Raw genomic sequence first — 25,819 nt, 5'->3', positions numbered from 1 at the left:
TTTCAGTGCTCACTTCAGCCAGTCGATCTTCCCCTGCTTGTCGAGTTCCTTCAGCTTTGAGATGACGCGGTAGAGGTCGCGCATTGACCCCGGGGGCATCTCACGTTTCCGCTCTTCCAAGTAGCGCCGAATGTCGGAGACCTTGCGGTATACGGGGTGTACGTCTACCACAGTCTGTTCTGCACCGGTGCCTCGATACTTCACGGTCTCGCGCTTTTTGCCGTCGGCGTCTTTTCCTGCGATGTACCTGGGGATCTGCTTGGAGAACCCGCTGTTGGGCCCTCCCAAGAGGCCCCAAATGGAGTCGGCCCCTGCGGAGTTGATGATCAGCTTGCTGTGCTCATCCGGAGAGGGAAGCGGTATGCCTGAGATCGGGTGCGTCTTTACCGCGGCGTCCCGCCGCCTCCAATCGCTCCTCTTCTTGCCGGTACCTCGCACGTGGTCATACATCCCGTAGCTGGATGTTATGGACTCAGGGAAACCTTCCAGGAGGTCTCCGTTTACGTCGTCCTGCGGCTTGTGGAAGTCGACCTTTGACTTGTACCAGATCACCTTGTCCGAGTCGCGTATCTCGTTATACGCCAGTCTCTCCACCCCGTCGCGCATGGCGTTGTTCGTCGATTTCCGAGCTGGTACCAGATTATTGTTCGAGGCCAGACCGCCGAGACTGTCGGGCAGCAGGTGCATGCGCACCCACTGAGACTGGGAAGTCTTGTCGGTCATGTTGTTGTTCTTTATGTAGTCCCACCCGAGTGGCCAGCTGTAGGCGTCGCCCGGTTCCGTGCCCGTATCCCTGACGTTCCGACTCAGGAATTGTGCTGTCGTTGTGGGTGGAGCCTGGCCGGTACCGAAGGGCGGGAATATCGGCGGGGGCAGCTCGTTGTTCTTGGAGCGTGCGAATACGATCCACTTCCGCCGCAAGTGCTGTTCGCGCAACGCTTCCAGCGCACTTCCCGATGGATTGAGGGTTCCGATGACGTTCACTCGGTCATCGCCGACGATTCGAAGGCTCTTGAGGCGGTAAAAGACCCGCATGCCGTCCAGCATGTCGTCCATGACACTCTCCAGCGTGCCGTCTTCGACCTTTGGGGTGAGCCGGGCGCGGATACGGGCGAGAATCTTCTGGAGCTGGGCTTCCTTGGACTCCTCGGATTCCTCTTCCTTCTTCCTCTCATCTTTCGCGGTGTCGCTCTTCGGCCTCCCGGGCTCGTCTTTGCCCTTGCCGTCGCTGTCCGGATTCTTGTGGCTCTTGCCGTCCGTGTCCTTCTTGCTGCTTCCGTCGGTGTCGTTCTTGTTACTGCCGTCCGAGTCTGACTTGTCCGTCTTGCCGCTCCCGTCGGAGTCGGACGTGTCCTTCTTGCTGTCGGCGTCAGTCTTGTCCTTGTTGCTGTCAGACCCCTGGCCCTTGCCCGTGTCGTCCTTGGTGGTGTCCCTCTTGGTACCGTCCGGGCCATCCGTCTTCTTCGGATTGGGCGTAGCGGGCTTCGGCGACGGTGTCGGCTGGGTGTCCTTCTTGTCGTCCTTGTTCTCGTTCTTCGGGTTGCCGTTCTTGTCCTTGGACGTGGGAGGCGTCGGCTTGGTCGACTCGTTGCTCGGGGTGTTGTTCTTGCCCTCGGTCTTGTCGTTCTTGTTCGTGGGGCCCTTGGGCTTCGTGGGCTTGGGGGACGGGGCCTGAGTGTCCTTGGGCTTGGCCGGCGCGTCCTTGTCCTTGGGCTTGCCGGGAGGCGTCTGGCCCTTCGGATTCGCAGGCCCTGCCTGGTCCTTCGGCTTGGCCGGCGCGTCCTGGTCCTTCGGCTTCCCAGGACCGGCTTGTTCCTTCGGCTTACCCGGACCGTCCTGACCCTTCGGCTTGCTCGGCGTGTCCTGGGGCTTCTTCCCCGGCGGAGTCGTGGAGGTCTGCGTCTTGGCCGGAGTGGACGAGGGCGGCGCGCCCTTGTCGCCGTCCTTGTTGGGCCCCTTGTCGTCCCCGCCCTGCCCGTCCTTGGCCTTGTCCGTGCCGCCGCCCTTGACCTTGCCCATATTGGCGGCGACGCCCTTGAGTCGCGTGCCGACCTTCGACACGTACTTGCCGATGCCGCTGAGGAGCAACTCGTAGGCCATTTCGAGGAGGACTACGATGCCCGCCGCTATCGCCTTGGCGAAGAGGACGCCCGCGCCGCCCTGGCGTACGGACTTGAGCCAGGTGATGACCGCGCCGATGGCCTTGAGGATCTCGCCCAGGGAGCCGATCGCGGCCTGGATGGCCTCCAGGATGGCCGCGCCCCAGCCGGCGCCGGGGATCAGCTTGGCCAGGACCTTGGTGATGACGATCTCGCCGATGATGAAGGGGAGTTGAGGGACGATCGCGTCCCATACCTCCTTGGCGATCTTCTCTAGGGTCCAGCCGCCCTTCATGAGCTTGTTCCAGACGGCTTCGGTCAGGCCGGTGATTTCCTTGACCTTGTCGTTGAACCACTGCTTCACGGCGCTCTTGACCTCGTTGAAGAGGTGGTTCTTCGCGCCGTCGTACGCGGAGTTCTTCGCGCCGCTGAGCCAGCCGCCCGGGTCCGAGAGGATGTCGACCAGGATCATCATGAACTCGCCGAAGGCGGCGATGAACTTCGTCGCGAAGTCGAGGACCGCCTTGAGGGCGTCCTTGCAGGCCTTCAGGACGTCGAGAAGCATTTTCTTCAGGACGCTCAGGATGTCGCTGAGAAGTTTCGCGATGGACTCCAGCAGATCCTTCATGATCTGCTTCAGCGCGTTGGCGAGCTGGGTGACGAACGCGAGCGCCGCGCTGATCAGGTCCGTGATGAACTTGCGGATGCGGCGGGCGATTTCGATGACCGCTTCCACCAAGGACGTGACGAACTCGATCAGGTCCTCGATGAACTGCTTGATCATCTCGACGATGCCCTCGCGGGCCGCGTTGATCCAGCCCTCGACCGTCTCCTTGAACTTCTTCAGGGCCCCGATGATCGCTTCACGGGCGTCCTTGATGATCTTGACGATCTTGTCCCGCAGCGCGATGAACTGTTCCTTGATCCAGTCGAGCGCCTTGGACAGCCAGTTCTTGGAGTCGTCGGTCTTCTCCTCTTTCTTCTTCTCCGCGTCCTCCTCGGCCTTCTCACCCTTGTCCTTGACGTCCTTGTCGCTGGTCTCCTTCTCCTTCTCGACGTCCTTGTCGGTGTCTTCCTCTTCCTTCTTGACGTCGTCCCGGACCTTCTTCTCCCGGTCCGACTTCTTCGTTCCGAGCTTCTTCAGCTCGTCGTCCTGCTCCTTGGTCCAGTCGGCGCGCTGCTTGTCCACGTCCGTCAGGACGCCCTCGCGCTTGCCCGTCTGCTGCTTGGTGTTGGACTGGACTTCCTTGTCGACCTGCCGCTTGTGCTGCGCCTCGGACTTACGGGTGTCCTGCTCCTTCTTCTGACGCCCCTTGCCCATGTCCTGGCGGCCGTCGGTGAGCGCCTTCTTGAACTGCGGCTTGCGCTCGTGCTCGGCGACCTCCGAAGCCGCCTCGGGCGGTACGGCACCCGTGTTCGCGCCGCCCCCGCCGACGCGCGCCTTGCCGCCCTGCTCCTTCGGCACCTTGCCCTCGAGGCGCTCCTTCGGCGCGTCCGGATAGACCTGGTCCTCGCCCATCTTCCGACCGGCGTCGTCGGCCCCGGTCTCGGCGGCCTCCTGGCTCTTGTCGTCGGTGTTGCCGCCCTGCTCCTCGGCCTTGTCGTCGGCCTGGCCCTGCATCTCCACGCCCGGCGCAGTACCGTTCTGCGCCTGCTTCATGGCCTCGTCCTTGGTCGGCATCCCGGCGAACTGCGCGGCGAGATCCTCCGCCGTCACATCGAGGCCGATCAGGTCGCCCGCCCAGCCGAGGGCGTAACCCGCCATCATCCCGACCTGGTCGAAGAAGTCGGGCTCCTCCATCTCCTCGGCCTCGATCTTGCCCTCGGGCTTCTTCTCGCCCTTGACCTCGGCCTTCTCGTCCTTGGCGTCCTCGGCGCGCTCGGCCTTGTCCTCGTTGTACTGCGCCGCTTCCTCAGCGTCCGGCTTGCCGTGCAGGGTCTTCGGGGCGCCGGTGGGGCGGTCCATGGCGGGCGGCTTGGACGCCAGCTGCTTGTGCTCCTTGCCGACGTCCTTGTCCACGGCGCCGCCGACGCTGTCCATCGCCTCGACGGCCTGGTGCGGCTTGAGGTTCGACGCGGTGGCAAGGCCCTCCTCGGGAGAGCCACCGGAGAGGTCCGGCGCCGCCTTGGCCGCCTTCTTCGCCTTGGCCGCGGAGGCCTTGCCTCCGCCCGTGGAGCCGCCCTTCGAGGCGCCACCGCCGCCTCCACCGCCACCGCCGCGTGCCGGCGCAGGAGCGGACCGGGAGCCGGAGTCGGCCGCGCTGTCCGCCTTGCTCTCCGCCTGCGGTGCCTGCTCCTTGGGCTTCTCCGTACGCGGTTCCTGAGCCCTCGGGCTCGGCTTCTCCGTACGAGAGGAAGAGCTGGACTCCGTACGCGAGCCTGAACTAGTCGAATCCGAGCCGGAGTTGTCGGTGCCCGAAGGCTGGGGTGTCGTACCCGTATCGGCCGAGCTGTCGGAGTCGGTCGTCCCGCCGCCGGACGCGGACCCGTCCGAAGTGCCGCTTGTGCCCTGGTCCTTGGGTCCCTTCGACTCCTGCGGGCCAGGGGACTCCTCGGCCTTCGCCGCTCCCGTGGCGCCTTCGTCGGAGGCAGCCTTCTCCCCCTCGGCGCCCGTCTTGGCGGTGTCCGAGGGGGACTCCTTGGCCGAGGTGTCGGAGCGGGACTGCGCGGAGCCCTTCTCCCCGCCGCCCGAGGACTTGTCGCCGGGGCCGCCCGCGGCGGGCGTGCCCTTCTCGTCCTTGGCGGCCTGCTCGGCCGTATCGCCGCCCGTCTCCTTCGAACGGTCGTGGGCCTCCTGCACGTTGGCCTCGGCTGCGGCCGGGCCCGCCTTGGGGTCGTCACCCTGTTTGGGGTCCTTGGAGGCGACGCCCGGGGCGGGTTTCGGCTCGTTCTTCTCCTCGGGGTCGAGCTCACTCTCCGTACGACGCGCCTGGTCCGCCGCCTCCTCCTCGGCGCCCGGCACGGGCGGGGAGTCGTCGGTGCCCGGGTCGTCCTTCTCCGCCGCCGCCTCGCGCTCGGCGTCCTCCTCGTCCTCCTGCTGACGCTGTGCCTGCACCTTTTCGGCCCTGGTCGGCGGCGGGGCGGAGAAGGAGGGGATGGACGGGGTGGAGTTCCCGGCGGACTCGTCGATCTGGTCGGAGGTCGGTACGTTCGACACGTCGAGGTCCTGCTCGGGAAGGAAGTCCTCCGGCCTGAGTTTGATGTCCCAGGCGCTCGGCTCCCCGCCACCGACCTCCACCTCGGAGTCGCCGCCCTGGCCGGGGGACTCCTCCTGCTCCTCCTCGCCCTCCTGGTCCTGGGCGCGGGCCCCGTCCAGCGTGCCGGCGCGGCCGGGGAACCCGTCGTCCTTCGCCATGGCCGTCGGGCTGCCCTCGTCGCGGGCCGGCGCGTCCTGCTTGGCCTCCTCGGCCGCGGCAGCGCTCTCGCGGGCCTTGGCGGCCTCCTCCTCGGCGTCCGCGCGCGAACCCGCCGCATCCGCCTGGCCGGCTTCCTTCTTGGCCTGCTCCTCGGCCTGCTTCGCTCCGGCCCGGTCGCCGTCCTTCCCGCCGCCCTGCTTGCCCTTGTCCCCCTTGTCTCCCTTGTCCTGCTGCTGCCCCTGCTGTCCGCTCTTCTCCGCGCCGGACTTCTCGCCCTGCTTCCCAGCGGCCTGCGCTCCGGCCTTCCCGCCGGCCGTGGTCTCCTGCTGCCCCGGCTTCTGCTCGGACTGCGCGGCGGGCGAAGTCGGCTGCTCGCCGTCCCCCTTCGGACTGGAGGCGTCCCCGCCCGTCCGCGGGTCGGACTCCTTGTCGTCCTCCGCCTTCCCGGCGTCCGCGCCCGGAGTGCCGCCCTGCGGGACGGTGCCGCCCGCGTTCTCCGGCGTACTGCCCGCGGCGGGAGCGGTGTCCCCGGACCCGGACCCGGCCCCGTCCACCGACTGCTTCTCCGGGCCGGGAGCGGGACCCGTCCGCTCGGTGCGCTGCTGCTCCTCCTGGGCGGCCTCCTGCTCCTTCTCCCGCTCCGCCATCACCTCCTCGGCGGTGTCCTCCTCGAGCTCCGGGGCGAGGAGGCCGCGCTGCCGGGCGGTGGCCTCGCTCTCCGCCTGGCCCTCCACGTCGATCTCCGTGACCAGGTCCACCACGAAGTCGTGCTCGGAGGTGAGCAGCCGGTGCTCCAGCCGGTCCAGTACGCGCTCCTGAAGCTCCTCCGAGAGCGGGGCCAGGGCAGCGCGGACGCGCTGCGCGCTGTCCGTAGGGTCGCTACGGAGCGACCGGATGACCGTGTTGGCGAGGCGGTCGACCAGCGTGGCGGGGTCGAGGTGCTCGAGCCGATTGCGGTCGGCGTGGACGGTGGTGTAGCGCATCCACGCCGGAGTGCTGGCCTCCGGGGCGACCTCGGGTGCCTGCTCGCCGCGCGCCACGGCCTGGGCGGCGTCCTCGGCGGCGCGCTCGGCCGCCTCGTGCGCCGCGCTGACCTGGCCCAGGTCACGGCCCGCCGCCAACGTGCCGCTCGCGAACGGGTGTTGGATCGTGTGCAGCAGCTCGTGCGCGAGAAGGGCGCGGCCCTGCTCCGTGCCCGGCTGGTACTGGCCCTCGCCGAAGAAGATGTCCTGGCCCACCGCCACCGCGTCCGCGCCCAGCATGCCGGTGAGAGCACCCGCGTCGCGGTCGGTGTGCAGGCGTACGGAGCTCAGGTCGTGGCCGAGTTGCTCCTCCAGCTCGCGGCGCACACCGGCGTCGAGCGGCTGCCCGGCCCCGCTGACGATGCTCTTCGGCTCCGGCGCGCGGTTCTTCGCCGCGCGCTCCTTGCGTTTGCGGCGGCGCTCGGCGGCGGCCTGCTCGGCCGCCTGGGAGTCTTGAGAGGCGGAGGTCGTCATCGCGCCACCTCCCCACGGCCCGAGAGCCCCGCGTGCACCGCGCGGGCCAGCTCCTGGCCGAGACGGCGCGCGGACAACCCGGCGGGCATCGGGGGCAGTCCCGACACCCCGTCCACCGACACGGCACCGTCCGCGGCCAGCGGCACCCCGTGTTCCCGTACGAGACGGGTCAACTCCCGCTCGAACGACGCCGATACGCGCCGCGGATCCACGGACGAACCGAAGCCGTCCAGAACCAGCTCGCCGATGTCGACGCGGATCTCGCGCGGCTCCGGACGACCGGCCGCGCCCTGTCGATGTGGCCTGTTCACACCCACCCGCGGACCTCCCCCGGCGTCAAAGAGCGCTCCAGCTTGAGGTATTCGGTACGGGCCGCAGCGAGCATGTGCCGCATCTGCAGCCGGTCACCCTCCTCGGCGGCGAGGAACGCGCCGGACAGGGCGATGTTGCGGATCGAGCCGCCCGCCACGGTGAGTTGGGCGAGGAGTTCGGGGTCGATGCCCTTGGTGGGGGTCTGCGGCGGCAGCACCCGGCGCCAGATCTCGGCTCGCTCGTGCTCGGCCGGGAAGGGGAAGTCGACGACGAAGCGGATACGGCGCATGAACGCCGTGTCCAGGGCCTTCTTCATGTTGGTGGTGAGGATCGCGAGGCCCCGGTAGGCCTCCATCCGCATCAGCAGGTAGCTGACCTCCAGGTTCGCGTACCGGTCGTGGCTGTCCTTGACCTCGCTGCGCTTGCCGAAGAGGGCGTCGGCCTCGTCGAACAGGAGGAGGGCGCCGCCGCGTTCGGCGGCGTCGAAGACCTTGCGGAGGTTCTTCTCGGTTTCGCCGATGTACTTACTGACCACCTGGGAGAGGTCGATGATGAACAGGTCAAGACCCAGCTCCTTGGCCATGACCTCCGCCGCGAGCGTCTTGCCCGTGCCGGAGCCGCCCGCGAACAGGGCGGTGACGCCGAGCCCACGGCGCAGGGTCGCCGCGAATCCCCACTCCTGGTGCACGGTGGCCCGCTGCCGCACATGCGCGACGATCTCGCGCAGCACGCTCGTCTGCCGCTCGTGCAGGACGAGGTCGTCCCAGCCCGCCTCGGGCTCGATGCGGCGGCCCAGGTCGTCCATCCCGATCCGGGCCTCGTTCAGCCCGGCCCGCCAGGCGAGCCCGGCGGCGTCCAGCTCGTCCTCGCCGGGCAGATCACGGCGTACGGCGGCAGCGGCGGAACGTACGACGTGCGGCGGCAGCTGGAACTGCGCGACCAGGGACCGCAGTTGCCTCTCCTCGATGTCGACCACGTTCTCGAACGCGGCTGCCCACAGCCTGAGTTGCTCCTCGTCGTCCAGGCGCGGCACGGTCACCCGCTCGCCGCGCGACCGGTCCGTCTGCCGCGGATCGTCGCTCGACACGACGACGGGAACGGCGGCCCCGGCCAGGAACGCGTCGGTGGCGGCGTGCTGGTCGCGGTCGAGTTCGCCGACCTCCACGAGCAGCGCGGCGGGCAGCAGGATCGCCTCGCGCTGCCACAGCCGGGCGAGCCGGTCGCGCTCCGCCGCGTCGGTGGGAATGTCCTCGGCGCTCATCGCGTACAGCCCGAGGCCGGACCGCGCGGCCGCGGCCGCCGCGATCTCGGCCCGGCTGCGCAGATCGCCGCCGACCACCTCGACGAGCATCGGCGCGTCCGGGCGGGCGGCGGTCGTCCAGCCGCCGGCGACCCGGCTCGCGGCCAGGTCGTACGACGGCGGCAGCTCGTCCGGCACCGGAGTGCGGCGCAGCTGGCCGTGCAGCCGGGCGTCCAGGTAGGGCGAGCCGAGCAGGAAGTGCAGGATGCGTTCGTCGAGCCGCAGCCGGGACAGCGTGAGGCGCGAATCGTCCTCCAGTTCCACGATGCGCCAGCGCCGCAGCGGCGCGACCGGGGTGAGGGCACTCCAGTGCGGTTCGGCGAGCGCGGCCAGGGCGAGCGAGAAGGTGGGGTACGCACGCTCCGGATCACCGCTCGCGGCGGCGCACCGGGCAGCGGTCGTGGGGTTCAACTCGTGGGCCGCGGTAAGGAGTACGAGGTCCCGTTCGAAGGGAGTGAGGCCGAAGCAGGTGACGAGTGCGTCGAGCGGCGCGGTCGCGGGAGCGGCCGGGTCCGGTGCGGGGGCGACGGCGCCGCCGCCGTCGCGGGAGCCGTCATCGGAATCTGTCTGCGGGGCCGTGCCCCGCCCGGCCGCGCGCGCCGCGTGTGCGTCGACACGGGCCAGGACACGCCGGATCTCCGCGGTCAGCGTCGGGCTGCCACCCGGTGCGTCCGCTGCGCCCGTCTCGTTCGTCCCCATGTCCTCACCTGCCCCGGTTGTCCCCACGCCGCCTCAGCTCTCCGCGCCCTCGGGGCCGCCTGCCGGAGAGGAGCCCGAACCCGAAGAGGATTCCGACGACGAGTCCCCGGACGTCACGGCCCCCGTGCGCTTGGCCGCGCCACGCGCGGACTTGCCCGCCTGCGCCGTCTTCCCCGGCTGCGCTTCCTTACGGGCGCGAGCAGGCGCCTTGGCGGCGGCTTTCGCGGGCGCCTTCGCGGGTGCCTTCGCGACTGTCTTGGCCGGCGCCTTCTCAGGCCCCTTCGCCACGGACTCGGCGGGCGCCTTGCCGACGGCCTTCGCAGATGCCTCTTCCCCAACAGGCTCGGGCGCACCGCTCTCACCCGCCGGCGACGCCTCCGCCCCTCCCGGCGGCACCGGCGCCCCCGGCGCCCCGAACGGCAGCACCCGTGCCGTGTGCCGCTCCACCGGCTTCGCCGGAGTCGGCGTCTCGCGGCCCTCGATGAAGACGAGTGCCGCCTGGTACACCACCGACAGCGAGTACGGGGTCTGGTGCAGCATCCCCCACAGCTTCGAGGTCTCGTCGATGTCCATCACCGTCGGCGCGAACCGCACCCGCTGTGCTGCCTCGGCCAGGTCGCTCCCCGCCAAGTAGGGCCGCTCCCCGGCCAGTTCGATGATGTCCTTCGGCAGCACGGGTATCTCGTGCAGCGTGCGCACCACGGAACCGATCAGCCGCTGGCCGACCAGCTCCGTCTCCTCGCCGTACGCGCTGATCACGAAGTGCAGATCCAGCGCCGCGGCGGGCCGCTTGAGCAGCGTGCCGTCGGACGCGCGGGTCGGCAGGTCGTTGTTGCGCTGGGAGGTGTTGGGCGTGACCTGGTACAGGAACACGGTGATGGTGGGGTCCGTCGGCGGATCGGCCGGCGGCTTCCGCGGCTCGACCTTGACGGCCATGTCGATCTCGGGCTGCAGATTGGCCTCGATCAACAGGGCGAGAGCCGTGGTGACATGGGCGAGGGCAAGTGCGTTGCTCATGACGTCGGTTCCTCGACTCCTCGGTTCCCGCTGGTCTCTTCGCTACAACAGCGCGGACGGATACAACAGCTGAGCCCGCTCACTCGCGCCCCCGCGCCAGGTACTCCGTGAGGCTCACGGTCGCCCCCTGCCGCCCCGCCGTCTCCGTACGCCGGCCGGCACCGCCCGCGGGCGACGCCGCCGTGACCTCCAGCCGCCCGATCTGCACCTGCACCACCTGCTCGGCCGCCCGCCCCGGCCGCCGGGCCGCGGCCTGCCGTACGGCCTCGCGGGCCGCCGCCGTTTCCGCGGCGCTGGGGCGCAGGCCCGGTGCCGGGGTGCGGGGGGCGGCGTCCGTGCCCGGGGGGATGGGTGCGGACGCCGCGGTCCGGGACGTGTTCTGGTCCGAGCGGGCCGGGCCCGCCGTGCGCCGGGTGGTGTCCGGCGCGGGTCGCGGGCCGGGGGTGACCGGCGTGGCGGGGCGCAGCAGGGGTGCCTCCGCGACGACGGGAGGCAGGCTGCGTACGACCGGGTCGGCGGGCGCCCGTTCGGTGCGTACGATCGTCCGCTCGCGTACCGTGCGCGGTCCGGCTGTGGCGGGCGCCGGGCGCGGTACGTCCGGCGTCGGGTCGGCCGTCGGGGTCGAGGCCGGCCACAGCAGGTCGGTGCCGTCCGGTTCCGGCGCTCCGGCCCGTACCGCCTCGATCCGCTCGAACGGGCCGGGCAGCCGGGGCTGTACCCGCACCACGCCCGGCCGTGGCGCCGCGGCCGGGGCGGCGTGCCGGGCGAGCAGCCGGTCGAGGAAGTCGGGGGCCGGCGCCCCGTCGGCGTCAGACATCCGCACACAGCTCCAGGTAGTAGCGGCGCCGCAGCGGGCTGAGCGCCAGGATCTCCGGCTCGCTCCAGCCGTAGGCGGTGGCGAGCAGGTGGACGTCGAGCAGCACGTCCCGTGCCCAGGCGTCCAGTTCGGTCCAGAGGTACGAGGCGATGTCCAGCTCGGCCCGGGTGGCCTGCCCGCACTCGGGGCAGGCCACGTTGAGCGTCACGTCGGCCCCCGGGTCGGCGGCCTCGACCGCCTCGGCGATCCGGTGCTGCACGGGCGCGGGCAGCGCGTCGGCGGGGCGGACCTCACCGGCGTACTCGGCCGAGACCAGGCACCGCGCGATCAGCTCCCCGCGCGGGTCCGCGGCCCGGGCCGCCGCCGTCAGGTCGGCGACACCGGGCAGCCGGAACTCGATCTCCCAGCCACCCTCGGACACCCGTACGACTGAGTCGCCGCCCGCGCCGAGGCCCGCGGCGAACTCCCCCGCGTCCAGGTCGAACTCCATGTCCTCGCCGCACGCCGTGCACGCGAGCCGTACCTGCATCCGCTCGCCGAACAGTGCCCGGCGCAACGTGAACAGGTCCGACTCGCGCTCCCCGACCGGAAGCCGGGGCAGGGCGGCGGCGTCGAGGTCCGGGCGCGCGGTGCGGTGCAGCAGCACCGCGCGCCCGGCCGGCGCCGCGCCGAGCCCGGCCTCCCAGGTGGCCAGCAGATCAGCCGCCCCAGCCATCAACTCCCCCAAGGTCCTTCAGTTCAGGCCGGGTTGAGGAACGACGGCTCCTGAGGCTCGGGCACCTCGTAGTCCCGCTCCCAGCCCTCGCACTCGAGCTTCAGCGACTGGATGGCCACCGCGTTGGCGTTGGCGTCCAGCTCGCCGAGCACCTGGTACTCGCTGGGCCAGGTCCGGTACAGCTTGTGCGAGACGGCGACCTGCCCGGCTTCGTTGAGCACCTGGATGACGATGTCCTTGCGGAAGTCCGCGAGGGAGACCTCCGAACCGAGACCCGCCCCGACCTGCCAGACCTTGTTGGCCCAGCGGTCGAACTCGGGGTCGTGGGTGACCCCGCGCTCCAGGGTGATGCCCTCGAACTCCGAGCGGCCGGGTGACTTGCGCGGCGACGACGGGTCGCCGCCGTGCCGGTGCTTGACGACCTCCGTCGTCCGCTTCAGGGGACTGATCTTGCTGATGCCCGCGACCGCACGACCGTCCCAGAGGACCAGGAACTTGAAGTTCTTGTACGGGTCGAACCGATGGGCGTTGACCGTGAACTCTGCCATCGAAATGTCCTCGGGATTCCTTAGAGCTCGAACTGCCCGGACGTCTGCTGGATCCTGACGATCACGAACTCGGCCGGGCGGACCGGAGCAATGCCCACCAGGACGTTGACGACGCCGTTGGCGATGTCCTCGTCGGTGGTGGTCTCGTGGTCGCACTTGACGAAGTACGCCTCGCGCGGCGTCTTGCCCTTGAAGGCGCCCTGGCGGAACAGCGTGTGCAGGTACGAGGAGGCGCTGAGGCGGATCTGCTGCCACAGGGACTCGTCGTTGGGCTCGAACACGACCCACTGCAGGCCGCGTTGGAGGCTCTCCTCCACGTGCAGCGCGAGCCGCCGCACGGGCACGTACTTCCACTCGCTGTCCAGCGCGTCGGAGCCCTCCAGCGTGCGCGCGCCCCAGACCGTCGGGCCGGTGACCGGGAAGGTGCGCAGGCAGTTGACGCCGAGCGGGTTGAGCAGCCCGGTCTCCCGGTCGGTCAGCTCGACCGTGAGCGAGCGCACGCCCGCGAGCCGCGCCTCGGTGCCGGCCGGTGCCTTCCACACGCCGCGTTCGGAGTCGGTGCGCGCGATGACGCCGGCGACCGCGCCGGACGGCGGGAAGGCACGCAGCCGCCCGGTGAGCGGGTCGGTGAGCTGGATGTGCGGGAAGTACAGGCCGGCGTGGCTGCCGCGGACGGCGTCGAACGCGGCGAGCCCGGCGCGTGCGGTGTCCACGCTGACCCAGGTGCTGGGCGCGTCGACCAGCAGGAAGATCCGCCGCTCCTGGCACAGCCGCTGCGCCGCCGAGACGACGGTGACCATGTCCTCGGTGTTCTCGTACGCCGCCAGCTCGGGCAGCGCGAGGAGGTTGACGTCGGCGACGCCGCGCAGCGCCTGGATGCCGGTCTTGTCGGCCTCGGAGCCGATGAGGTCGCGCGGGCCGGGGGCCTCGCCGTCCTCGCCGCCCTCCAGCGGGAACACCGGCGGGTTGACCGAGGCTTCCAGGCCCAGGTCGTTGGCGCACTCGCCGAGGAAGCGGACGACGTCCTCGGGGTCGGTGGAGCCCGCGACGACCTGGATACGCCGGCCGAAGGCGGTGACCTCGGCGCCGGCGAAGGCGTGCTTGCCGGGCGCGTCGGGCAGCGCGCGCAGCTTGCGCTCGAGGAGCAGCGCCAACTCGGCGACGCTGCACGGGGCTTCGCCGTCGCAGTCGGGGTCGTAGAGCTTGAACTCGCGCTCCACGTCGCCGATCTTGACGGTGAGGTCGACCTCCAGGTTCGGCAGTTCGTCGCCGAACGGCTTGGAGACGGTGCCGGACGGGTCGGGGCGGCCCTCGCCGACCGCCTCGACGCGGATGAGCTTCGAGCCGGCGTTGATCACGGTCGGTGCGTACCGGCCGTGCGAGGCGTCCATGGACAGGCCGGTGAAGCTCTCGCGGGCGTCGCCCTTGGCGTCGTACACCCGCAGGTTGAAGGTCTCGTCGGGGTGGGGCGTGTCGTAGTCGACGGCGACGCGCAGGCCGTTGCCCCACACGCCGGGTTCCTTGGCGTGGACTTCGAGGACGCGGGACTCGCTGTGGCCCTCGGTGGACTCCAGGACGACGCATGCGGCCTTGCCGCTGCCGGCCTTGGCGACCCGGACGATCACGGCGACGGAACCGCCGCCCGCGAAGAACTGGTGCACCGCGTACGCGACGGCGCTCTGCGAGCTGAGTCCGCCGAAGCGGCGCTCGAACTCGGCGAATCCGGTGACGCGCACCGGCTCGTTCAGCGGACCGCGCCGCGTGTGACCCACGAAGGCGGTCACCGAAGTGGTCACGGCGGAGACCGTGCGGGTGCTGCTGGGAAGCTCTTCGACGTAGACGCCCGGGTACGTCGGCCTGGCGGCGCTCACTGCATTCGTCGGCATTCCCCCTCCAATCCCTTCTCAGGCACCGGTCAAAGGCACCAAGAGGCGGCAGAGGGTGAGTTCCGTTCCGGCGCACGCGGAGACCCCGGCGCGTGACTACGCGGCCGGTCCACGGACACCGCATCAGCTTTCCCCCGTCAGTTCCCGGACGGACGGCCGTCCAGGACAAGCAGCGCGCTTGTAACTCCTGATGCTCATGTGCGCAACCCACCTTGGTGAGTATGCAGTTGGCATACAAGGCGTGTTCACGCCAGCCCTGAGGGAGGTTCGATGGAGGGTGCCGAACATGACTCGCACACGATGTGCGCGTGTCGGAACGGATGCTCCACGATCTCTTCACACCCGGTGTTGCAGCAGAATGGAGGCATGTCCCGACGCAACGCGGCTCACCGGCCAGAACGCGCTTCCTTCGCCGCGCACACACGTTCCTGTCCGTGCGGTCTTGCGGAGACGTACGAGAAGTGCTGTGGCCGGTTTCATCGGGGTGACGCGGCGGCACCGACCGCGGAGGCGCTGATGCGCTCGCGTTACAGCGCTTTTACGAAACGGGACGAGGCGCATCTGCTGCGCACCTGGCATCCGCGGACGCGGCCCGAGCGGGTCGAGTTCGATCCCGGGATGAAGTGGACGGGGCTGGAGATCCTCGGCACGGGCGAAGGGTCGGCGTTCCACTCCAGCGGGACGGTCACCTTCCGCGCCTCGTACCGGGGCGGCTCACTGCACGAGCGCAGCCGGTTCGAGCGGGTGGACGGGGCGTGGGTGTACGTGGACGGGGAGTTCCTGGCCGACTAGGGCGCGAGGATGTCCAGTTCCTGGAGGGCGCCCTCGGTGATTTCCCTCGTCAGGTGTTCGGCGCGGGCCGCGTCGCCCGCGCGGACCGCCTCGGCGACCTGGACGTGCAGGGTGACGGCGGCCGGGTCGGGGTCGTCGAACATGACGTCGTGATGGGTGCGGCCCGCGAGAACCTCGGCGACGACGTCTCCGAGGCGGGCGAACATCTCGTTCCCGGAGGCGTTGAGGATCACGCGGTGGAAGGCGACGTCGTGGAGGAGGTAGCCCTCCAGCTGGTGGCCCTTGGAGTGGGCGACCATGCCGAGGGCGCACTCGGTGAGTTCGGCGCACTGCTCGGCGGTGGCGTGCTTGGCGGCGAGGCCCGCGGCGACCGGTTCGATCGCGGAACGCAGCACGGTGAGGGAGCGCAGTTGCCGGGGACGGTCGGCGCCGTCCAGCCGCCAGCGGATGACCTGAGGGTCGTACACATTCCACTCCGCCTTGGGGCGGACCGTCACGCCCACGCGGCGGCGGGACTCGACCAGGTGCATGGACTCGAGGACGCGGACCGCCTCGCGCATCACCGAGCGTGACACGTCGAACCGCTGGGCAAGTTCGTCCGTGCGCAGGACACTGCCCGGCGGGTACTCGCCCGCGGTGATCGCGGGGCCGAGGGATTCCAGTACATGGCCGTGCAGCCCCCGGCCCGGTGCGCTCATGCACTCAGCGTACGGGGAAGGTCACGGAATCAAAAAGTCAGACTTATTTGTCACAGACTCTTGAATTCGTCGTACCTAATGAGCTTCAGTTCATTCAGATTTTTCGAGGCACGTGTCGACGGAGACATGCATGCAGACAGTGAGAGCACGATGAAGCAGCTGCGTTCCCCCCATGTCGTCGTGGTCATGGGTGTCGCGGGCACCGGCAAGACCACCATCGGTCCCCTGCTCGCCGCCCGGCTCGGTGTCCCGTACGCCGAGGGCGACGACTTCCATCCGCCGGCCAACATCGCCAAGATGTCGGCCGGCACCCCGCTCACCGACGAGGACCGGTGGCCCTGGCTGGACGCCATCGGCTCCTGGGCGCACGGGCGGGCGGGACTCGGCGGGGCGGTCAGCTGCTCCGCGCTGAAGCGGTCGTACCGCGACCGGCTGCGGGCCGCGGCTCCCGGCATCGTCTTCGTGCACCTCACCGGCGACCGTGCCCTCATCGAGGACCGGATGGCACACCGCCAGGGCCACTTCATGCCGACGGCCCTCCTCGACTCCCAGTTCGCCACGCTCCAGCCGCTGGAGCCGGACGAGGCGGGCGTCGCGGTGGACGTCTCCGGCAGCCCCGAGGAGATCACCGAGCGAGCCATGACCGCCCTCGCGGCGCTCCCCGAGCCGACGCAGTAACCCCGATTCTCCCGGTGATCCGGGCCCCCCACGCCCCTCCCCCCATCCCCGTACCTGCAAGGGAACACCCGTGACCAGACTCAACGCCGAGCTGCTGGCAGCGGACACCGTCGAGCCCATCACCTCGGCCGGCCACGCTCAGCTGGGCATCGCCGTCCTGGCGGGCATCGCCGTCATCGTCCTGCTCATCACCAAGTTCAAGCTGCACGCCTTTCTGTCGCTGACCATCGGGTCGCTGGCGCTCGGCGCGTTCGCCGGGGCGCCGCTGGACAAGGCGATCACCAGCTTCACCACCGGACTCGGGACCACGGTCGCGGGCGTGGGCGTCCTGATCGCGCTGGGCGCGATCCTCGGCAAGATGCTCGCCGACTCCGGCGGCGCGGACGAGATCGTCGACACGATCCTCGCGAAGGCGAGCGGCCGTTCGATGCCGTGGGCGATGGTGCTGATCGCCTCCGTGATCGGTCTGCCGCTGTTCTTCGAGGTCGGTGTCGTCCTGCTGATCCCGGTCGTGCTGATGGTCGCCAAGCGCGGCAACTACTCCCTGATGCGCATCGGCATCCCGGCGCTCGCGGGCCTGTCCGTGATGCACGGCCTGGTGCCGCCGCACCCCGGCCCGCTGGTCGCGATCGACGCGGTCCAAGCCAACCTGGGTGTCACGCTGGCGCTCGGCGTGCTCGTCGCCATCCCGACGGTGATCATCGCCGGCCCGCTGTTCTCGCGGTACGCGGCCCGCTGGGTCGACGTCCCCGCCCCCGACAAGATGATCCCGCAGCGCGCCTCCGAGGAGTTGGAGAACCGCCCCGGCTTCGGCGCGACCCTCACCACCATCCTGCTGCCGGTCGTCCTGATGCTGTCCAAGGCGCTCGTCGACATCGTCATCGACGACCCCGAGAACACCACGCAGCGCATCTTCGACGTCATAGGCTCCCCGCTGATCGCCCTGCTCGCCTCCGTGCTGCTGGGCATCTTCACGCTGCTGCGGCCCGCGGGCTTCGCCAAGGAGCGGGTCTCCGGGCTGGTCGAGAAGGGCCTCGCGCCCATCGCGGGCATCCTGCTGATCGTCGGCGCGGGCGGCGGCTTCAAGCAGACGCTGATCGACTCCGGCGTGGGCCAGATGATCCTGGAGATCTCCGAGGACTGGTCGATCCCGGCCCTGCTGCTGGCCTGGCTGATCGCGGTGGCGATCCGGCTCGCGACCGGTTCGGCGACGGTGGCCACGGTCTCGGCGGCCGGTCTGGTCGCCCCGCTCGCGGCCGGCATGTCCACCACGGAGACCGCCCTGCTGGTCCTCGCCATCGGCGCCGGCTCGCTCTTCTTCAGCCATGTCAACGACGCCGGATTCTGGCTGGTGAAGGAGTACTTCGGCCTGACCGTGGGCCAGACCATCAAGACCTGGTCCGTCATGGAGACGATCATCTCGGTGGTCGCGGGCGGCATCGTCCTGCTGTTGTCCCTGGTGATTTAGGAGGCGTACGACGATGACGGCTCACGGTTCCTAGAGACTGAGCGGGAGTGAGTCCTGGTGCCAGGGCTCATGCTCAGCCGAACGCCCCGAACAGTGTTGGGCGTCCTGGTTCCCCGCGTTCGCTCCGCATCCGGCCCGCACGGATCTCGTCCGTGGTCCGGGCATGCGGGGGTGGGGTTCCTCACGCCAAGAGGTCCCCGATGAGGCCTGGACGGTCCGATGCCCTACACGATCACTCCGGTCGTGCAGGGGCGGTGCCGTCCGTCGCCGGATCGGGTGCCCTTGGGCGTGCCTGCCGATCGCCACGGCTGCCGCGTCGTGGCGAGTCGTCTTGCGGTTGATGCTGGTAAGGGGTTTCTGCCAGTGCTGGGCGCCCCAGCGGCTGGTGTAGGCCGGGTCCACGGCGATGATGGCAATGCCCATGCGGTCGGCCATGGAGGTGAGGCGTGCCCGCAGCCGGGCCGTGGGCACGCCGGAGATCAGCCGCCGGAACCACTTCCTGCGACCGTGCTTCTCGCGGGTCTTCTCCGCCGTGAAGTCCAGATCCTCGACGGCAATCGCCTTCACGCCGCAGGTGCGGGCCCAGTGCAGAAGCCGGGTGAGGGCGTGGCGGACCTGGGCATCGCGATGCTCGCGGGTGCCGGACAGGTCGTAGGAGAAACGGCGCGGCTCGCCGATCGGGTTGCCGTGCACGTCCAGGCGCCAGGCGGCCAGGTGGTCGGTGTTGGTGTCCACCGCGACCACCCCCTCGGCGAGCGCGGCCTCGATGGGGATAGCCGGGGTGGGCGGGAGCTGCCAGGAGGCGGTCACGTACCAGCGGTCGCGCCCGGAGTCGTAGTGGAGGCGGTAGGCGACGGCCCGGTTGGCTTCGACGCGGTCGGCCCACTCGCCGCCCCGGTGGGCGAAGCGCACCGTGCCGGTCAGGACGTACCGGCCGTGCGGGGCATTGGCCAGGCCCGTCAGCGGGGCGGGAAGTTTGATGCTCACGTCGCCGCCGGGGGTGATGCGGATGGTCTCGTTGCCGTACCGCTTGCCGGACTCGCCGTCCGCTGTGAGGAACCAGCGCTCGGCCTGCCACCGTGTGCGCCACTGGTCCTCGGTCAGTTGCGCCAAATCCAGATGGTGGCGGGTGCGGGCCAGGCGCTTGCCGCCGCGCACCACGTGAACCACCCCGGCCTCGCGGTCGGCCCGCTCCTTCTCCAGCCGGTCCTGAAGGGCCTGCAAACGACGGGACTTGGCGTGCCACTCGCGCCGCGAGCGGTATCCCCCCGGCGCCTTCTTCGTCCCCTTCGCCCCGACCGGGAGGGAAAGCCGGTGCGTGATCGCGGCAATGCCAGCCTCCAGGTCGTGGATGTGGGCAAGCTGGCCGCGCCGTGCCAGTGCCCACTGGTCGTGCGACGCCTTAGTGATCGTCCCGGCCCAGCGCGCCGACGAAACCGCCGTCAACCCCCGCTTGCGGGCCGCCCATGCCTCGGCGGAGTGCTCCAGTCCGTCCGCGCAGCGCGCCTTGAGGTCCCCCGACGCGAGCGCGCCCAGATGCACGCCGACCAGCTCAAGAACCTTCTCGTCCTGCGCACTGAGGTGCTTGATCCGGGTGCGGACAGCGACCGCGGCCGGTGCGGACGCCACGAATGGCGCAGCGATCGTCCGCAGCCCTCCCACTTCCCCACCCCCGCCCCGTTGACCCCGTCATGGCGTCCAACGAGGCCCGCTCGCAAAGGTCACGCATTCGAGGCAGGAATTCCTGTTCCCCTCTCGGGATGCCGAAACGGCGCAGGTCGGGCCCAGCCTCCTTCGGGCTCGCTGTGGAGCCGTCGTTCGACGGGCTGGTGAGTGCGGTGGTGCCGGTACGGGAGGCGGAATCGGCCTTCGCCCTCGCGGCGGACCGGAGCCGCTCGTGCAAGGTGCTGCTCGACTTCGGCAACTGACGCCTTCACCCTCATCGCCCCCAGTACGACAAGCTCCGCCGGCCCGTCGCCGGCGGAGTCCTCCGCGATCCCGTCCCGTGAGCGACCGCGTTCACGGCCGCCACAGCGGATGCTCCCGGTCCGCCCACTCCCGCGACACCGAACCCGTCCGCAGACCGCGGCGGGCCTCCGGATCCGCCAGGGCCATGCCGATGTGGCCGGCGAGGACGATGCCGATGGTGAGGGCGAGCCAGTCGTGGACGAAGGTCGCGCTGGTGCGCCACATCAGCGGGGTGAGGTGGGTGAACCACATGATCAGGCCCGTGCCCAGCATCACCAGCGTGGCGCCGGCGATCCAGGCGGAGTAGATCTTCTGCCCGGCGTTGAACTTGCCCGCCGGACGGGCCGCCGCCCGCTTGTCGCGGCGCAGGGCGGCGCGCAGCCAGACCCGGTCGTGCGGGCCGAAGCGGTTCAGGAAGCGCAGGTCGGCGCGGAAGGCCCGGGAGACGAGACCGGCCAGCACCGGGACGGGCAGGGCGAGTCCGGCCCATTCGTGGATACGGACCACCAGCTCGCGGCGGCCGACGAGTTCGGCGAGTTCGGGCAGGTAGAGCACGGCCGCCGTGACCACGCAGATACCCATCAGCGCGGCGGTCAGCCGGTGCACCCACCGTTCGGCCCGGCTGAACCGGCGGACCTCCGCGGCCGGCGGCGCCTCAGCTCGTAGGCTCATCGTCGCGTCCGTTCGAGCGGCCGACCCAGGCGTCGATGTCGTAGCCGCGTTCCTCCCAGTAGCCGGGCTTCACCTCGTCGGTGAGGGTGATGCCGGAGAGCCACTTGGCCGACTTGTAGAAGTACATGGGGGCGACGTAGAGGCGGACCGGGCCGCCGTGGGAGTGGCCGAGGTCCTTGTCCTGCATGCGCAGGGCGACCAGGACGTCCGCGCGGCGGGCCTGGTCGAGGGTGAGGCTCTCCGTGTAGGTGCCGTCGAAGCAGGTGAAACGCACCGCCCCGGCCGTGGGGCGCACTCCCGCGGCGTCCAGCAACCGGGACAGGCGTACCCCCTCGAAGGGTGTGTCCGGGACGCGCCAGCCGGTGACGCACTGCACGTCCTTGACCATCCGGGTCTGCGGCAGGGCCCGCAGGTCGGCCAGGGTGTAGGTCTGCGGGCGGTCGACCAGCCCGTCGACGGTGAGCCGGTAGTTCCCGGCGTTCTTGTGGGGGACGGAGGACGCGACCGAGTAGTAGCGGAAGCCGCCGCCGTTCGGGAGCAGGCCGGTCAGGCCCGTGGGGTCCTTGTCGGCCGCGTTGCCGAGGAAGGACTCCAGGCCGCGCTGGAGGGTGGGCGCGGCGACCACGCCGAGCGCGCCCAGGCCGAGGGTGCCGAGGAGGACCCGGCGGCCGATCGGCTTGCCGCGTTCCTCGGGTTGTTCGTACTGCTCCGGCCGCTCGGGTTGTTCGGGCTGTTCGGGGGTCACCCGTTCATTCGAGCACCCGCGGGCCCTGCGGGACCAGGGTTCGCGGGTGCTCGTCAGGTTTCCGTAATCAGTTGTCCGCGTCCGCCTCCGCCGCCTTGTCCAGCTGGAAGGCTTGATTGCCGAGGCCGATGCGGGCGTGGGTCTCGGGCGAGCGGGAGCGCAGAAGCAGGCCCTGGACGAGGCCGATGACGAGGGCGGCGGCGATGATGCCCGGAAGTGCCCAGCTCAGGGCCGAGTCGGGGCCGGTGCCGACCAGGACGTCGAAGTCCTTGACGGTGTAGCCGGCGATCACGAGCAGGGCGATCCCGGCCAGCACGGAGGTGACCAGCCGCCAGGCCTGGGTGCCGGCGGCGCCGCGGCGGGCGAAGAAGACGACCACCGAGAGGGAGGCCAGCGCCATCAGCACGATCACGCCGAGGGCGCCGACGTTGCCGAACCAGGTGAACAGGTGCAGGACAGGCGCGGTCGGGTCGCCGGTCGGCTTGTCGTCGGCGATCGCGAAGGCGATGACGATCACGGCGGCCACTGCGGTCTGGAGCAGCGATCCGGTGCCGGGGGCGCCGCTGGTGCCGGTGGTGCGGCCGAAGGCGGCGGGCAGCAGTCCCTCGCGGCCCATGGCGAAGGCGTACCGGGCGACGACGTTGTGGAAACTGAGCATCGCCGCGAACATGCCGGTCACGAACAGGATGTGCAGCACGTCGGTGAAGGTGCCGCCGAGCCGTTCCTCGGTCAGGAAGAACAGCAGCCCGGCGCTCTGCTCCCGGGCCGTGCCGACGATCGCGGACGGTCCGGCGGCGACGGTCAGGGCCCAGCTGCTGAACGCGAGGAAGACGGCGACACCCCCGACGGCGAGGAACATCACGCGCGGGACGAGGACATGCGGACGGCTGGTCTCCTCGGCGTACACCGGCGCCTGCTCGAAGCCGAGGAAGGCGGCGATGCAGAAGCACAGGGCGGTGCCGACTCCGGCGCCGCTGAGCGTGTCCGGGTTGAAGGCGTGCAGGGACAGCCCTTCAGCCGCCGGGTCGGCCACGGCGGCGATGTCGAAGACGACGACCAGGGCCACCTCGACGATCAGCAGAACGCCCAGCACGCGCGCGTTGACGTCGATCTTCAGCCAGCCCAGCGCGCCGACGACGGCGGCGGCCGCCAGCGCCGGTATCCACCAGGCGACCTCGACCTCGGCGTAGGTGGCGAACAGGCCGGAGACCTCGAAGCCGAAGATGCCGTAGATGCCGACCTGGAGGGCGTTGTAGGCGACGAGCGCGACCAGGGCGGCGGCCGCTCCGGCGGTGCCGCCGAGGCCGCGGGAGATATAGGCGTAGAAGGCGCCCGCGTTGTGGACGTGGCGGCTCATCTCGGCGTATCCGATGCCGAAGAGGACGAGGACCACTCCGAGCACGACGAAGAGCAGCGGCTGTCCGACGATGCCCATCACCGCGAATGTGGTGGGCATGACACCCGCGACCACCATGAGAGGGGCGGTCGCGGCGAGGACGGAGAGCAGCAGGCCCCCGGTGCCGAGGCGGTCGGCGCGCAGGGCGCGTTCCTGTCCCCTGAAGGTGCTGATGCCTGAGTCGGGAGCGGTGCTCGTGTGCGAACTGCCCGTCGTCATCGGGGCCGTCCTTCCTGGTGGGGACATGGGTGGGGACACAGGTGGCGAGGGATGCGGCGGTGCGGGGGTCAAGCCGTGCCGAGCGCGGTGGCGCGTGCGGCTCGGAACGCGGAGTGCGGGTCGTGGTCCGGGTACGACCACGGGTCCGGGGTGGCGTGCTCGCCGATCCGGTGGAACAGGGCGGCGGCCTCGGCGCCGCGGCCTTCGCAGACCTTGGCGTGGGCGAGGAAGTTCAGGTCGACCAGACGGCGCGGATGGCCCTCCTGCTCCCACTCCAGCCACCAGTCGAAGGCGGCCTTCATCACCTGCCGGGCCCGGCGCCCGGACCAGTGCCCCGAGCCGGCCGGGTCGGCGGGCACCTGGCCGGCGGCGGCCAGCGCGCGGTAGCGCTCGGCGTGCGCGACGACCGGGAGGATCGCGAGTGGCGAGTCCGCGGGCGCCTGCTCGGCACAGTGGGCCGCGAACTCGTAGACCTCGTGCAGCGGGTCCGGGCCCGTCCCGGCGCGGCGCTCGGCGAGCCGGGCGACCATCAGATGGTGCGCGTGATGGTGGTCGGCGTACCGGGCGCGGATCTCAGCGAACAGCCGGACCGCCTCCTCCTCGGCGCCGAAGCGGCGCTCCAGCATCAGCAGGCCGAGCCACGGCGTGGGGTCGGCGGGCGCGAGCGCGGCGGCGGCATGACAGGCCTCACGGGCCCGGACCGGCTTCTCCTTGCCCCGCAGCGCGCGCCGGACCAGGGAGAGGGCCAGCAGGACGCAGGCGTCGGCGGAGTCGGGCTCGGCGAGCAGCCAGTCCCGGGCCCATGCGGTGCTGTACGGCTCCTCGGCGAGAACGGTGACGCGGTGGCCGCGGCGGTCGAAGTCGTCGCCGGTGTGCGCGAGCAGCGAGCGGGCCGCCTGCCAGCGCCCCTGGGCCAACGCGGCGCGGGCGGCGGCGAGTTCGGCGTCGTCGAGGGCAGAGTCGAAGGCCTGGGCCGCGCGTCTTCGGGCACGGCCGAGGGGTGGCGGAGGTGGGGGCACCGCGGGAACTTCCTCACGCGACGCGCACAGTCGGACGCGCGCAGTCGTCGGTCTCGGTTTGCCATCAAGCGATCACGCACAGCAAACCCGCAGCCAACACATCACGTCAAGGCCCACGAAGTCGTTACACGCGTCAACCTCTGCTACACGAGAGACACTTGAGGTTCATCGGCCCTGCGAGACCGCCGCATGATCACCACACCGCGCCCCTTGACTGTGTCGCACGCCATAGCGTTGCTCGCCCGGCCATCGCAGCATGGCGTGACGGTCGTGCGACCGCCCTTGATCGACGGGGTGCCGTGACCGAGTCCACTGTCCGGTTCGGGCACTCCCAGGGGCGCACCGGGCCCTGGGCCACTACAGTCGGCCGGACGCAGCCCCCGGCCCGGCCGAACGATCGAGGTACGCAGCGTGTCGCTTCAGGTTCTGATTCTCGCCGTGAGCGCCGCGTGCTGCCTGGGCTTCGGTTTCGTCCTCCAGCAGAACGCGGCCCAGCGGGCGCCCCTGAACGACTTCCTCTCCCCCCGCCTGCTCCTCGATCTGATGAAGGTGCCGCGCTGGCGGGGCGGCCTCGGACTCATGGTGGCCGGCATGGCGCTCGGCGCGGTCGCGCTGGGCCAGGGCGAGATATCCCTGGTGGAGCCGCTGCTCGCGACGAACCTGCTGTTCGCGATGGCCCTGTCCCGCCACCAGACCAAGCAGCCGCTGGGCCGCCAGGGCTGGGCGGGGCTCGCCCTCCTCGCGGGCGGCGTGACCGCCTTCATCGTGGCGGGGCAGCCGACCGGCGGCGCCGCGATCACCGACCCGATGCGGCACTGGCTGATCATCGGCGTGATGGTCGGAGCCGCGCTGCTGCTCACGACGTACGCGAAACGCTCCCGGCTCAGCTCGGGCCCGGCGCTTCTCGCCGTGGCCGCCGGTCTGCTGTACGGCGTGCAGGACGCGCTGACCCGGGTGAGCGGCCAGCGCTTCTCCGAGGGCGGCTTCGTCGAGCTGATGACCGGCTGGCAGCCGTACGCCGTGCTGGCGCTCGGCGTCACCGGCCTGGTCCTAGTGCAGAGCGCGTTCGAGACGGCGTCCCTGCGGATGTCCCTGCCCGCCCTGACCGCCGCCCAGCCGCTGGCCGGGATCGCCTGCGGGGTGGGCTTCCTCGGCGACCGGCTGCGCACCGACCCGGGCGCGCTGGCCTGGGAATCGGCGGGCCTCGCGGCCATCGTTGTCGGGATCGTCCTGCTGGGCCTGCACCCGGCCATGCCGTGCGGGGCGCCGGTGCGGGAACGGGCAGGGGATCTGCAGCCGAGCCGGCTGAGCTGATGTAGCGGCGGCATGAGCGCGCTGACTCAGCTGATGCAGTGGCGGCATGAGCGCCGCCGACGAATGATTTATTGGCGACATGAGCGCTGCTGACGAAATCCTCGACATCGTCGACGAGAACGACCAGGTCATCGGCCGGTCCCCGCGCGGCGAGGCCTACGCCCGCGGGCTGCGCCACCGCTGCGTCTTCATCCAGGCCCGCGACACCACCGGCCGTCTCTTCGTCCACCGCCGCACCCCGACCAAGCTGGTGTTCCCCTCCCTCTACGACATGTTCGTCGGCGGAGTCGTCGGCGCGGGCGAGTCCTACGACACCGCCGCCCTCCGTGAGGCCGAGGAGGAACTCGGCGTCTCGGGTCTCCCGCGGCCCGAGTTCCTGTTCAAGTTCCTCTACGACAACGGCGCCGGCCAGAGCTGGTGGTCCGCGGTGTACGAGGTCCGCTGCGACCTCCCCGTACAACCGCAGGCCGAGGAGGTGGCCTGGCACGATTTCCTGCCGGAGGCCGAGGTGGAGCGACGCCTGACGGAGTGGGAGTGGGTGCCGGACGGGCTGGCGGCGTATGAACGGCTGAGGGCGTACAGGTCGGGCGATTCCTGACCGGTAT

At 70.5% G+C, this 25,819-nt stretch carries 19 protein-coding genes and 1 pseudogene; 6 read left to right on the top strand and 14 right to left on the bottom strand.

Annotated elements, in window-relative coordinates:
• Positions 1 to 9: 9 nt before the first annotated feature.
• From KCH48_RS16320 to KCH48_RS16285, 8 genes are all read right to left on the bottom strand, one after another.
• On the bottom strand, positions 10 to 6,951 hold the full coding sequence (locus tag KCH48_RS16320; RefSeq protein ID WP_210574797.1) for a DUF4157 domain-containing protein: 6,942 nt from the start codon (positions 6,949 to 6,951) through the stop codon (positions 10 to 12).
• The gene (locus KCH48_RS16315) at positions 6,948 to 7,262 is read right to left on the bottom strand and encodes a hypothetical protein (RefSeq protein WP_210574795.1); all 315 of its coding nucleotides are present in this window, start codon (positions 7,260 to 7,262) and stop codon (positions 6,948 to 6,950) included. The genes KCH48_RS16320 and KCH48_RS16315 overlap by 4 nt, the downstream gene beginning before the upstream one ends.
• Entirely contained in the window at positions 7,259 to 9,262 is a 2,004-nt protein-coding gene (locus KCH48_RS16310; RefSeq protein ID WP_210574793.1) for an ATP-binding protein, read from the bottom strand. Before KCH48_RS16310 ends, KCH48_RS16315 begins: the two co-directional genes overlap by 4 nt.
• 33 nt (positions 9,263 to 9,295) lie before the next feature.
• The gene (locus tag KCH48_RS16305; RefSeq protein ID WP_210574791.1) at positions 9,296 to 10,279 is read right to left on the bottom strand and encodes a DUF4255 domain-containing protein; all 984 of its coding nucleotides are present in this window, start codon (positions 10,277 to 10,279) and stop codon (positions 9,296 to 9,298) included.
• A 79-nt stretch (positions 10,280 to 10,358) separates the two neighbouring features.
• A complete protein-coding gene (locus KCH48_RS16300) occupies positions 10,359 to 11,096 on the bottom strand; it encodes a hypothetical protein (protein ID WP_210574790.1) in 738 nt (245 codons plus the stop codon).
• Positions 11,089 to 11,811, bottom strand: coding sequence for a hypothetical protein (locus KCH48_RS16295; RefSeq protein WP_210574789.1), 723 nt, complete (start codon positions 11,809 to 11,811; stop codon positions 11,089 to 11,091). The genes KCH48_RS16300 and KCH48_RS16295 overlap by 8 nt, the downstream gene beginning before the upstream one ends.
• A 23-nt stretch (positions 11,812 to 11,834) precedes the next feature.
• A complete protein-coding gene (locus KCH48_RS16290) occupies positions 11,835 to 12,359 on the bottom strand; it encodes a phage tail protein (protein ID WP_210574788.1) in 525 nt (174 codons plus the stop codon).
• Positions 12,360 to 12,379: 20 nt separating this feature from the next.
• Positions 12,380 to 14,245: a phage tail sheath subtilisin-like domain-containing protein gene (locus tag KCH48_RS16285; RefSeq protein ID WP_210574787.1), complete on the bottom strand. Its 1,866-nt coding sequence runs from the start codon at positions 14,243 to 14,245 to the stop codon at positions 12,380 to 12,382.
• 366 nt (positions 14,246 to 14,611) lie between these two features.
• On the opposite strand from KCH48_RS16285, the gene KCH48_RS16280 reads away from it, so the two are divergent.
• Positions 14,612 to 15,037: a YchJ family protein gene (locus tag KCH48_RS16280; protein ID WP_210574786.1), complete on the top strand. Its 426-nt coding sequence runs from the start codon at positions 14,612 to 14,614 to the stop codon at positions 15,035 to 15,037.
• On the opposite strand, the gene KCH48_RS16275 is transcribed toward KCH48_RS16280, so the two are convergent.
• Positions 15,034 to 15,735, bottom strand: coding sequence for a FadR/GntR family transcriptional regulator (locus KCH48_RS16275; protein WP_210574784.1), 702 nt, complete (start codon positions 15,733 to 15,735; stop codon positions 15,034 to 15,036). The genes KCH48_RS16280 and KCH48_RS16275 overlap by 4 nt on opposite strands.
• 159 nt (positions 15,736 to 15,894) lie before the next feature.
• Here KCH48_RS16275 and KCH48_RS16270 point away from each other — a divergent pair, with 159 nt between their 5' ends.
• Positions 15,895 to 16,413: a gluconokinase gene (locus tag KCH48_RS16270; protein ID WP_210575044.1), complete on the top strand. Its 519-nt coding sequence runs from the start codon at positions 15,895 to 15,897 to the stop codon at positions 16,411 to 16,413.
• 70 nt (positions 16,414 to 16,483) lie between these two features.
• Entirely contained in the window at positions 16,484 to 17,881 is a 1,398-nt protein-coding gene (locus KCH48_RS16265) for a GntP family permease (protein ID WP_210574782.1), read from the top strand.
• Positions 17,882 to 17,911: 30 nt separating this feature from the next.
• On the opposite strand, the gene KCH48_RS16260 is transcribed toward KCH48_RS16265, so the two are convergent.
• Complete coding sequence (locus KCH48_RS16260; protein WP_210574780.1) at positions 17,912 to 19,543, bottom strand: transposase; 1,632 nt, start codon at positions 19,541 to 19,543, stop codon at positions 17,912 to 17,914.
• A 137-nt stretch (positions 19,544 to 19,680) separates the two neighbouring features.
• Here KCH48_RS16260 and KCH48_RS16255 point away from each other — a divergent pair.
• A pseudogene (locus KCH48_RS16255) lies at positions 19,681 to 19,809 on the top strand (L-idonate 5-dehydrogenase); the annotation flags it as partial.
• Between the two features lie 91 nt (positions 19,810 to 19,900).
• Here KCH48_RS16255 and KCH48_RS16250 read toward each other — a convergent pair.
• The 4 genes from KCH48_RS16250 to KCH48_RS16235 all read right to left on the bottom strand — a co-directional run bounded on the left by KCH48_RS16250 (position 19,901) and on the right by KCH48_RS16235 (position 23,900).
• Entirely contained in the window at positions 19,901 to 20,521 is a 621-nt protein-coding gene (locus KCH48_RS16250) for a cytochrome b/b6 domain-containing protein (protein WP_210574778.1), read from the bottom strand.
• Positions 20,505 to 21,266 (bottom strand): molybdopterin-dependent oxidoreductase, encoded by a 762-nt coding sequence (locus KCH48_RS16245; RefSeq protein WP_210574776.1) that lies wholly within the window; start codon positions 21,264 to 21,266, stop codon positions 20,505 to 20,507. The genes KCH48_RS16250 and KCH48_RS16245 overlap by 17 nt, the downstream gene beginning before the upstream one ends.
• A gap of 67 nt (positions 21,267 to 21,333) precedes the next feature.
• Entirely contained in the window at positions 21,334 to 22,881 is a 1,548-nt protein-coding gene (locus tag KCH48_RS16240; protein WP_210574774.1) for an APC family permease, read from the bottom strand.
• A gap of 68 nt (positions 22,882 to 22,949) precedes the next feature.
• On the bottom strand, positions 22,950 to 23,900 hold the full coding sequence (locus KCH48_RS16235; RefSeq protein WP_210574773.1) for a hypothetical protein: 951 nt from the start codon (positions 23,898 to 23,900) through the stop codon (positions 22,950 to 22,952).
• A gap of 411 nt (positions 23,901 to 24,311) precedes the next feature.
• Here KCH48_RS16235 and KCH48_RS16230 point away from each other — a divergent pair, with 411 nt between their 5' ends.
• Both KCH48_RS16230 and KCH48_RS16225 read left to right on the top strand, forming a co-directional pair.
• Positions 24,312 to 25,214 carry a DMT family transporter gene (locus KCH48_RS16230; protein WP_210574772.1) on the top strand — a complete coding sequence of 301 codons (903 nt, stop codon included), beginning with the start codon at positions 24,312 to 24,314 and terminating at the stop codon, positions 25,212 to 25,214.
• Between the two features lie 79 nt (positions 25,215 to 25,293).
• Positions 25,294 to 25,812: an NUDIX hydrolase gene (locus KCH48_RS16225; RefSeq protein WP_210574771.1), complete on the top strand. Its 519-nt coding sequence runs from the start codon at positions 25,294 to 25,296 to the stop codon at positions 25,810 to 25,812.
• Positions 25,813 to 25,819: the final 7 nt, after the last annotated feature.

The organism is Streptomyces sp. GESEQ-4, assembly GCF_017948455.1.
GTDB lineage: Bacteria > Actinomycetota > Actinomycetes > Streptomycetales > Streptomycetaceae > Streptomyces.
This window is presented reverse-complemented; position numbering and strand designations above follow the sequence as displayed.

Coding starts and splice junctions, on each gene's coding strand:
- KCH48_RS16320 (WP_210574797.1), bottom strand. CDS start 6,951: ATGACGACCTCCGCCTCTCAAGACTCCCAGGCGGCCGAGCAGGCCGCC.
- KCH48_RS16310 (WP_210574793.1), bottom strand. CDS start 9,262: ATGGGGACGAACGAGACGGGCGCAGCGGACGCACCGGGTGGCAGCCCG.
- KCH48_RS16305 (WP_210574791.1), bottom strand. CDS start 10,279: ATGAGCAACGCACTTGCCCTCGCCCATGTCACCACGGCTCTCGCCCTG.
- KCH48_RS16300 (WP_210574790.1), bottom strand. CDS start 11,096: ATGTCTGACGCCGACGGGGCGCCGGCCCCCGACTTCCTCGACCGGCTG.
- KCH48_RS16295 (WP_210574789.1), bottom strand. CDS start 11,811: ATGGCTGGGGCGGCTGATCTGCTGGCCACCTGGGAGGCCGGGCTCGGC.
- KCH48_RS16290 (WP_210574788.1), bottom strand. CDS start 12,359: ATGGCAGAGTTCACGGTCAACGCCCATCGGTTCGACCCGTACAAGAAC.
- KCH48_RS16285 (WP_210574787.1), bottom strand. CDS start 14,245: ATGCCGACGAATGCAGTGAGCGCCGCCAGGCCGACGTACCCGGGCGTC.
- KCH48_RS16280 (WP_210574786.1), top strand. CDS start 14,612: ATGTCCCGACGCAACGCGGCTCACCGGCCAGAACGCGCTTCCTTCGCC.
- KCH48_RS16275 (WP_210574784.1), bottom strand. CDS start 15,735: ATGAGCGCACCGGGCCGGGGGCTGCACGGCCATGTACTGGAATCCCTC.
- KCH48_RS16250 (WP_210574778.1), bottom strand. CDS start 20,521: ATGAGCCTACGAGCTGAGGCGCCGCCGGCCGCGGAGGTCCGCCGGTTC.
- KCH48_RS16240 (WP_210574774.1), bottom strand. CDS start 22,881: ATGACGACGGGCAGTTCGCACACGAGCACCGCTCCCGACTCAGGCATC.
- KCH48_RS16225 (WP_210574771.1), top strand. CDS start 25,294: ATGAGCGCTGCTGACGAAATCCTCGACATCGTCGACGAGAACGACCAG.